8 protein-coding genes and 1 pseudogene are annotated in these 9,174 nt (G+C 59.1%); 8 read left to right on the top strand and 1 reads right to left on the bottom strand.

The genetic code is table 11. The features are described from left to right. Positions 1-901 (bottom strand): histone deacetylase (locus tag RUW20_RS10145; RefSeq protein WP_313952086.1); only part of this gene is annotated, 901 nt, incomplete at its 3' end. Positions 902-1,271: 370 nt separating this feature from the next. Between RUW20_RS10145 and RUW20_RS10140 the strand changes: the two genes are divergently transcribed. From RUW20_RS10140 to RUW20_RS10105, 8 genes and pseudogenes are all read left to right on the top strand, one after another. Beyond that, entirely contained in the window at positions 1,272-2,243 is a 972-nt protein-coding gene (locus RUW20_RS10140; RefSeq protein WP_313952085.1) for a 2-dehydropantoate 2-reductase, read from the top strand. A gap of 522 nt (positions 2,244-2,765) precedes the next feature. Beyond that, on the top strand, positions 2,766-2,900 hold the full coding sequence (locus RUW20_RS10135) for a hypothetical protein (protein ID WP_313952087.1): 135 nt from the start codon (positions 2,766-2,768) through the stop codon (positions 2,898-2,900). A 29-nt stretch (positions 2,901-2,929) separates the two neighbouring features. Next, a complete protein-coding gene (locus RUW20_RS10130) occupies positions 2,930-3,235 on the top strand; it encodes a DUF2442 domain-containing protein (RefSeq protein WP_313952084.1) in 306 nt (101 codons plus the stop codon). 30 nt (positions 3,236-3,265) lie between these two features. Continuing rightward, entirely contained in the window at positions 3,266-3,775 is a 510-nt protein-coding gene (locus RUW20_RS10125) for a hypothetical protein (protein WP_313952083.1), read from the top strand. A 551-nt stretch (positions 3,776-4,326) separates the two neighbouring features. Continuing rightward, positions 4,327-6,153: an acyltransferase family protein gene (locus RUW20_RS10120; RefSeq protein WP_313952082.1), complete on the top strand. Its 1,827-nt coding sequence runs from the start codon at positions 4,327-4,329 to the stop codon at positions 6,151-6,153. Between the two features lie 277 nt (positions 6,154-6,430). After that, positions 6,431-6,613 (top strand): annotated as a pseudogene (locus RUW20_RS21670) (transposase); the annotation flags it as partial. Positions 6,614-6,941: 328 nt separating this feature from the next. Continuing rightward, positions 6,942-7,817 (top strand): PEP-CTERM sorting domain-containing protein, encoded by an 876-nt coding sequence (locus RUW20_RS10110; RefSeq protein ID WP_313952081.1) that lies wholly within the window; start codon positions 6,942-6,944, stop codon positions 7,815-7,817. 404 nt (positions 7,818-8,221) lie between these two features. Continuing rightward, positions 8,222-9,079, top strand: a complete 858-nt coding sequence (locus RUW20_RS10105) for a hypothetical protein (protein WP_313952080.1) — start codon at positions 8,222-8,224, stop codon at positions 9,077-9,079. Positions 9,080-9,174 lie beyond the last annotated feature (95 nt).

Here is a 9,174-nt window from a genome sequence, read left to right as displayed (position 1 = left end):
GGGGAGCGAAAATCCGCCGCGCGGCGAGTACCGTTCGCTGGTGGATGGCGACCGTGTCGTCGATGTCTCGCGCATAGCCACCGGCCATCGCAATGGCCACCGGCACGCCGCCGCGGCGACACGCGGCAAGCACCATTTCGTCGCGCGCCGCAAGCCCGTCGAAGCTCAAGGCCAGGCGCCCGAGGCGGTCGTCGTGGTAGCAATCGGCGCCGGCGAGGTAGATCACCAGTTCGGGGCGAGCCTGCTCGAACACCTGCTCGAGCGCCGGCGCCAGTTGCTGCAGGTAGGCGTCGTCACCGGTGCCGTCGGGCAGTTCGATGTCCAGGTCACTGCTCGCCTTGCGCAACGGGAAGTTGCGCGCGCCGTGCATCGAGAAGGTAAAGATGCTCGCGTCGCCAGCGCAGATGCTGGCCGTGCCGTTGCCCTGATGGACGTCGCAGTCAACCACTGCCACCCGTTGCACCAGGCCCTCGGCCTGCAACACGCGGGCGGCAACCGCCGCATCGTTGAAAACGCAGAAGCCCTCGCCGTGCCCGGCGTGCGCGTGGTGCGTGCCACCGGCGAGGTTCACCGCGCAGCCATCGTCCAGCGCCACCCGGCAGGCGGCGATCGTCGCCCCGGCCGAGCGCCGCGAACGTTCGACCATCTCCAGGCTCCAGGGAAAACCGATGCGCCGCACCTCGGCCGCGCTCAGCTCGCCAGCGCTCACCCGCGCCACGTAATCTGCGTCGTGCGCACGGCAGAGCTGCTCATCGCTCGCCGCCGCCGGGGTCTGGAAATCGCTTTCGGCGAACTCGCCGGAGGCGCGCAAGCACTCGCGCAGGCGAGCGTACTTCTCCATCGGAAAGCGATGGCCGTCCGGCAGCGGCAGAACGAAGATGTCGGTGTAGAAGAGTTTCACGAGGGTGGCGAAGGAGAAGAGCAGGGAGATTCTAGCTGACCGGGCTTGGTGTGGGCGACTGTACGGTCGGGCGGCCGGCGACTTCCTCGTTTGCGGCGGGCAGCCTGCCAGCCTCGATCACGAGGTGCTGCTTGAGCTGATTTCCATACAGCCTGTGGCGGCTCGCAACGTGATACCTTGCTCCACCGCAAACAATGTGTTTGCGGTTCCTTCCCCGTTTTGCTCCGGCTTGTAACGCTAGACGTCCGGAATTCCAAATTACTGGCAAGACTTCCATGTCTTCTTCTCCAAATATCCAGCGTTCCAACTCATCATTCCAGCGGCCGCTGCGCGTCGCCGGATTCGGTGCTTGGACATTCGAGACGTGTCCGTGAACAATCTGCGCATGACCGTCATCGGCGGCGGCTCGGTGGGGCTGGGCCTGGCCGCGAGTTTTGCCCTGGCCGGCGCTAGCGTGATATTGATGGCTCGCGCGGGATCGGTCGATACCCTGCGAACCGAGGCGATTACGGTCTCCGGCTTGCTTGGCGAGCACAGTGTCGAGCCAGGCCGCATTGCTATCGAGGACGCCGACCACCCCACCCTGGCCGGTCTCGATTGCGACGTTCTGGTGGTGACCACCAAGGCATATGACGTCGCCGATGCCTTGCGCCCTTATGCGGCGCCTGACGCGCCAGCCCGCCCTCATGCGATTGTCCTGATGCAGAACGGCGTCGGCTCGGCCGAAGCGGCGCGCGAAGTGATGGGCCCCGACACACCGGTCTTCTCCACCGCCATGCTTATCGGCGTGCAGCGCCACGGTCTGAATCATGTGAGCGTGAACGCGCATTCCGGCCCGGTTCGCACCGGCTCGCTGCTGGGCGACGATGTACAGGCGATTACGCCGATGCTTGAGGTGGCGGGCCGCGGCTTTCTGCCGATGGTGCACGAGCCGAACATCCAGCAGACGATTTTCGCGAAACTTCTCTTCAACACCTGCATGAATCCCACCGGCGCGCTGATTGGCCGCAGCTATGGCGAATTGCTGGAAAACGAGCATTCGCGCAGCCTCATCGGCCATCTGGCGGATGAGACCTTGCGGGTATTTGCCTCGAGCACCGGCTATCGCCCCGCCAAGAATGGCCGACACTACGTGGAAGACACCCTCATCCCGCTGGTTATCCCCCGCTCCGCGTTGCATCGCTCATCGATGGTCCAGGATCTGGAATCCGGCCGGCGCACCGAGATCGATTATCTCAATGGCGCAATCGTCAGGATGGGCAGGGAAGTCGGCATCGACACCCCGTTTCACCAGTCCATCGTGGCACTGATCCATGCCCGAAGCCAGTGGGGTCAGTGCTAACACTCCGACATTTCCGACGAAGAAGCAAGGAAGAGTGGCGACAAAGAGGGGGGCTGCGTGATTTGAAACCTGAGATCACGCTGCCTCCTTTGACAGCGACTTCGTTTCGCCGGCCAAGTCCTCCGCGCTGCCGTCAAAGTCCACGGTTCGCGCAATATCCAAGTGAGGATCTCGGTTGTTCCGCCCACCCTCAAGCCGCCCGCCCAATTCATCACGCACACTTGGGTGAACCCTCATGCGAGTTCATGCTGCCCTTCTCGCCGGCCCTGCCTGTCGCTTCGACTGCGCTCGCGCAATCCCGCCTGGCTGTCAACCGCCTGAAGGACATTCGCGGTTGTTTCGGCTTACACTACGTCCGTTAGAAAAATCGTAAAGGTGGCAGGGCAAATGGGCAGTAAGGCACAAGGGACAACCCGCGCGCGTGCTTAGCTCAAATGCTAGCCAGCAGGAAACAGCGTGGCCCCTACAGTCGTCCGCGATGGCCCGTACCGGCTTTTCTTCTTTTCGCGGGACGAACCGACAATGCACATCCATGTGGCCCATCCGCATGGCGAAGCCAGGTTCTGGCTACAACCCAGCCTGGAGCTTACCAACCACACAGGGCTGTCCGGACGGGAATTTGGCCGACGCCGAGCGTGTCGTCGCTCGCCATCTTGAGGAGATCGTCGATGCCTGGCACAAACACTTTGGCGGTTGAAGTCACCCACGTCTCGAAAAACGGTTTTTGGATGCTTCTCGGGGATGAGGAGCTTCTCTTGCTGTGCTCCGAGTTCCCCTGGTTCCGACAGACCACCATCGAGCAACTGACCACCGTCGAATGGCCAAGCCCGGACCACCTTTCGGACCACCTTTCGGACCACCTTTATTGGCCACTGCTGGCCGTGGATTTGTCCGTCGAGTCCATCCGCCACCCTGAAAACTTTCCGCTCGTTTCGGCGATATCGGCCATCCCTTCGCCCCCACGGGACGCGCCGCAAGCGGCGCGCAGCTAATCCGGGACCTTGGGCAGCAAAGACCGCAGCATGAGTTCCACCGAGCACAGTCGTCTATCCTCGTATCGCGAAGCCCTCCTGGAGCACCTGTTCGCAGGTGAAGTCATGCGCCACATCTGGCTCTCCGGCATTAGGCGCCTTGAGGTGCTCAAGCCGCAGGTCGACGATGGGGGCTACGACCTTGTACTGGAAACCCCCAGCGTCGTGCGCCACATACAACTTAAAGCCACCTTCCGAGGCTCAAGCGTCCGTCGCTTCACGGTTAATGCTGGCTTGGCCAGAAAGCCAAGCGGTTGTGTCATCTGCATGCACTTCGAGGAGAAGACGCTCAACCTGGGACCGTTCTTCTGGTTCGGTGGTGCACCAAACGAGCCGCTGCCAGATCTCTCGGCGTTTCAAGTGGCCAAGCACACAAAAGGCAACGCGCAGGGCATCAAGGCATTGCGCCCCAATCTGCGCGTTGTGCCTCTATCGGCGTTCGAGCCGGTGGCCAACATTCCGTTGCTTGCCGCAAGGCTGTTTGGGCAGGAAGGCGTGTAGCAACGTGCAGCGACGCCCAAGCCTTCGTTCCCGCGCTCAGCCTTCCGTGGCGCCGGCATCAGCAGCGGAACGCGCAAAGGCAGGGCACCCATTTGCCAGCCCCGGTCGACAAGGCAAAGGAATTCTTTCGCGCCCTTGGCGCGATGCTTTTTCCTTCACCTCACCTCTGGCTTCAGCTCGACCTTCGCGTCCCGGGTTTCATTCTGTCGGTGTCGGAACCGGTGCGCACACCAGTCACCCATCAGGATCAAGGCGGCGGCCGGGGTGTTGCCACCCGGACTACGCCCCTGGCCAGCTCGGCGGACCCAGAAAGCCGTGGGTGCCCTGCACGTGTCCATGTCCTGCGGCCTCTTCGCCGTTGACAGCTCTGCGCTTGCCGGCGACTCGAAGTCTGGGTGATGCGGCCGTCGGCGGACGTAGCAGACCGTGTTTGAATGTTGGAACTGTTCCCGCTGACGGCCCGCTGACGCGAAATCGGTCGCTGGGGGGTGAGCTTGACTAGATCAGCTTCCGTTCCAAATCCGGAACCCTTTCGAGGTGATATCCAGGGTTTGCGTGCCGTAGCCGTTCTGGCGGTTATTTTATTTCACATAAACAAGGAATGGCTTCCCGGAGGATTTGTCGGGGTCGATGTCTTTTTCGTTATTTCGGGGTTTCTTATTAGCGGAATAATTTTGAGAAAGAAGCGGGATGGCAGATTCTCCCTGGTTGATTTTTATGCCAGCCGAGTGAGACGAATCGCTCCAGCCTACTTTGTCCTGCTGGCTGTTACTTCCGTTGTCGCTGCGGTAATTTGCATTCCAAAAGATTTCGGTTTTTTCTGGGATAGTGCAAAATCTGCAATTTACTTTGGCAGCAATACATATTTCAGTAACTTCAGCAATTATTTTGCACCCAATGCGTATGAGCTACCACTACTGCACACGTGGTCGCTAGCGGTTGAAATGCAGTTCTACCTGCTCTTGCCTATCTTAATACTATTGTTGCCCCCGCGGCTGCGAGATTTTTCGCTGGTGCTAGCGATAATCGTGCTACTTGCTTATGGGCTCCGCGGGGTGAACTCGGGGCAAAAACAAGCAGCCTATTTCTCACTCCTTGTTCGGATCCCCGAATTTTTGTTGGGCGTCGCTCTTGCGGTTTTCGAAAGCAGTCGCGGGCAAGGCCAGCTTCGTAAATGGATTGATTGCTGGGCAAACTGGATTGGAGCCTTTGGGTTATTTATTCTTGCCGGAAGTTTTTGGTTAATCAGTGAAAATTCTGCTTTCCCCGGGGTTTTGGTTCTTGCCCCGTGTCTCGGAACAGTTGCAGTTATGGGGACCAGGAATGGTGTCATTTCGGTGGGGCTCGCGCATCCGGCGTTGGTATGGATTGGGAGCCTATCCTATTCGCTCTATTTGTGGCACTGGCCGCTCCTTGCGTTCCTCAGATATGCAGTCGAGAGTTATCAACTAAGCATCCCCTTGCTGGGGGCGTTCCTCATCTTGTTACTGATGCTGTCTTACGTTTCCTGGCGGTGGATCGAGATTCCCTACCGGCAGCGATTGGGTGGAGCGGATTCTTCGCTTTGGCGTATAGCAACGCTGATCGTCGGTGTTGCCATACCGCTGTCGCTCGCATCCAGGGTCAATGCGGCAATAGAGGACCCGTTGCCCGTCGCCTATACGCGCTATGCGGACGGAGATGCAATTTGTCATGGCCGAATAGTGAAGGACTGTATTCGCGGAGCAAAAGACAGCCCGCTTGAACCGGTTCTGGTCCTCGGCGATAGCCACGCGGCTCAGTTGAACATTTTTTTCGATACTGTTGGGCGAACCAACGGCCAAAATTTCCGGGTCATTACCGCGAGTAGTTGTGTAACCATTCCAGGTTTTGATGTGGATCGCCTTCCAGAATTATCACGAGCAGACTGTAGAGCATCTATAAATCTGGCGAAGCCATACATTGCGGAAGCCAAGCTTATTGTGGTCGCTGGCATGTGGCAGTACCAGTCATCAAGCCCGGCCTTCATGCAGGCTTTTAAGTCATTCCTGGCAGACGCTGAGGCACATGGAAAAAACGTTATCGTCTTGGCTCAGATCCCCATGCTGTCTGGAAATGTCCTGCGCCAGAGACGGTTTGAAAAGCTCGCAATCGGACGTCGGGTTTCACTTGATCCGGAATGGCATCAGGCAAATTATGCGATCAGGAAAATTGTCTTGGAGTATGAGTCGGCGCGGTTTGTAGATTTTTCAAGCAATGAGCTGTTTGCCAATGCGCCTTTCTTCGGTGGGCGACTCATCTACCATGACAATCATCATTTGAACGAAATCGGGGCGGACGAGTACGGGAAAATAGCGGCGTCGCTCTTCCGCGAACCAACACGCTTACGGAAACGTTGATCAAATCGCCGCATATCCTAATGGTATAATAAAACTATCAAATCTGCACGAGCGCCGACGATGAAACAGATCAGTTTTTCCGAGGTTGAGTTTGAACGGAAGTAGCGCCTGACGAAGCGCGAGCGGTTTCTTGCCGAGCTGGAACAGCGCATCCCGTGGTCTGCATTGCTGGCTGTCGTCTTGCCCTCTTACCCGAAGGGTACGCGAGGCCGGCCGCCGGTCAGGCTCGAGCGGATGCTGCGGGTGTGCTGTTTGCAGGTGTGCTACAAGCTGTCGGATGAAGGCGTACCTTGGCGTCGATGCCGAGAGCGGGCTGGCGCACACCGTCGTCGGTACAGCAGCGAACGAGGCGGAACTCACGCAGACCGCGCATCTGCTGAACGGGCAAGAAAAGGACGTCTTCCTGGATGCCGGCTACACCGGTGCCGAGAAGCGGGACGAACTGAAGAACCTCGACGTCACGGCAACTTCCTGCAACTACGCTATCTGACGAGAAATATTTCTGCGAACTGTAGTTCGTTGCCACGTCTCGGGATTGGCTGAAAACCGTCGTCCTTCTCCGATGTTCCCTCAAGCGATTCTTTCTCCTCGCAGACAAAAAGTGTCGGATTTTTTTACAGCCTATGGGATCGCTTGTCTGTCGTGAATCTATAAGCAACTGTTAAATAAAACCATTTCACGCGCTTGAGAATTTGGCACGCATCATGCTTCAACTATTGTATAGGGCAGTTGGACGACAATTACGGCTCTGCCCCCACCTGGATTTTTTTTCAATACTTGGAGCTACCATGAGCCAATCTAGCTTTTCCATGCGCGCGTTTCGTAGAGTCACTGTAACCGTTCTGGCGTTGCTGGCGGCCATGTCTACCACTGCGGCGCCGCTGGTGTTGAGCAACGCATCGACGTCGGTTACGGTTTACGGGGGAGAAGCCAACAATGGCTTGGTGCCATCTGGCGGGTTTTTTGATTACACCGATTTGTCCCTCCCTGCTACGCCGACTTGGTCAATTGACCCGTTCCTTCGTTTTGCAACCGGTAGTACAACAGTGCTGAGTAATGGGGCCGCGGGTGGGTTCGGGTCGCCCGTTGCCCTTGGTGGCGGGACAATTGGTAACAGCGCTGTCACGGGCTCGGTGACCACAAGCGCCGTCACTGAACTGATCGGTACTGTCGCTCGGACTACATTCAATTTTACAGCCGCAACCGGTACAAGCCTTGACGGCACAACATTTGGTTTCTACGCGGAGAACGATATCCTTGGTTTCGGTGACGACACCGCCGCGTTTACGGGTTCTATTGCAGGTGGCGACCTGGCACTATTCCAGTACGACACCGTTGGAGGCGGTATCACCGTACGTTTGTCGGGCTCTAGTATCTCCGGGGCGTCCCTGGTCTCCTTTGGATCGGGCATCTGGACAGGGTTCGGCACCGCCCTTGAAGGCGGAGACTTGACTGTGCTCTCCGGTGACGGTAGTAATTTTGTCGGCGGTCCTGGCGATCTGGGCTTGGCGCTGGCGTTCGCGCTCACGGGAGACAGTGCGTCAATTGTCATTGATTACACGACTCAGCCACTGCCACCCGAAAGAGTACCGGAGCCTGCCAGTGTTGCATTGGTTGGTGTAGCGCTACTTGCGCTTGCCACGCGGCGCCGGAAATACGGCTGACAGGCATCCGGACAGGATCAACAACGGCAGCTTCGGCTGCCGTTTTTCGTGACTCGATGGCATACAGTTCGGTCGGTATAAACAGCGGTCGGCGGGGTCAGTTCCAACATCCCACCATCTCCTATTAATCTTCCCCGATGACCAGAGCACTCAGAGTCGAAGTCGCGGGCACCCTCCATCGGAGGCAAAAGGAAAGACCTGCTGTGTGACCCCTGAGAGCTGCGCTCCCGACTTTCGGAGCGAAGGCTGAAGCGGCAGCCAGCGAAAGTGAGATCCGTTGCCGATTTCTGGCAAGATGGCGCCAAGTTGGCGGAACGGCCGATTTCTCCCGCCGCGCCGCGTCAATCCGACCTCGCCAGAGCTCATCACTCCCGATAACGCCCGTCCGCGTGAGGATCGTTACCATGGCCACCCGCACGCCCGCTTTCACCCCCGTGACGATGAGCGCCAGCCTTTTCATGCGCGCAGCCTTCGTTTTCGTCGCCGCGGCGGGGGTTTCGCTCTTCGTGCTGAGCGAGCAGACGAGTGACTTCTTCGCCTGGACCATCAAGCCGTCGATCACGGCAGCATTCCTCGGCGGCGGCTACCTTGCGGTCGCCACGGCCCTGGGGCTGGGCTTGCGCGAATCGGACTGGGCGTCGGTACGAGTGGGCATCTGGGTGGTGGCCACGGGGCTCGTTTCGATCCTCATCGCCACCCTCCTGCACCTTGACAAGTTCCATCTACATAGCCCGCTCTGGACCGCCAGGGTGTGGGCCTGGAGTTGGCTTTTCCTCTATGTCTCGCTGCTCCCAGGCCTGCTCCCAGGCCTGCTCGCTGCCGTCTGGACACAGTGGCGTCAACCGGCAGCAACGCCGGTGGCGGGGGCGGCCCTGCCCGCTGGGCTACGCATCTCGCAATGGTTGTTGGGCGGGGTGATGGCGGCGATCGGAGCGACACTGTTCCTGACCCCGGCGAATGCGGAACAACTCTGGCCATGGTCCCTGACCCCTCTCACTGCACGCATGGTCGGCAGCTTCTATCTCGCCATCGGGGTGAGCCTCTGCGCCGCGGCGCGCGAGAACGAATACGCCCGCATCCGGGTCGCGAACTTCGCCTACCTGGTATTTGCCGTTCTGCAGTTCGTGACCGCGCTGCGCTACCCGGTCGTCGACTGGGGTACCCGGCCGGGGCTGTTGCTCGCCGCGGTGCTGCTCGCCCTGTTTGCGATCGGAAGCATCGGAATACGCGGTGGCCTCAAGCCCCGTGACATCGGCAAGTAGGAACGGCAATGCCTTAGGCCGAACTGGCGTCGCCGGGGTCAGGGCGTCACCGGGGTCAGTTCTAACATTAATCCATCCTCTGATACACTCCGCCG

Origin of the sequence: Accumulibacter sp. (genome assembly GCF_032229525.1) — a bacterium.
Classification (GTDB): domain Bacteria; phylum Pseudomonadota; class Gammaproteobacteria; order Burkholderiales; family Rhodocyclaceae; genus Accumulibacter.
This window is presented reverse-complemented; position numbering and strand designations above follow the sequence as displayed.

Excerpts from the sequence above, each read along its gene's own strand:
- RUW20_RS10135 (WP_313952087.1), top strand. The coding sequence starts at position 2,766 with ATGCACATCCATGTGGCCCATCCGCATGGCGAAGCCAGGTTCTGGCTA.
- RUW20_RS10125 (WP_313952083.1), top strand. The coding sequence starts at position 3,266 with ATGAGTTCCACCGAGCACAGTCGTCTATCCTCGTATCGCGAAGCCCTC.
- RUW20_RS10110 (WP_313952081.1), top strand. The coding sequence starts at position 6,942 with ATGAGCCAATCTAGCTTTTCCATGCGCGCGTTTCGTAGAGTCACTGTA.
- RUW20_RS10105 (WP_313952080.1), top strand. The coding sequence starts at position 8,222 with ATGGCCACCCGCACGCCCGCTTTCACCCCCGTGACGATGAGCGCCAGC.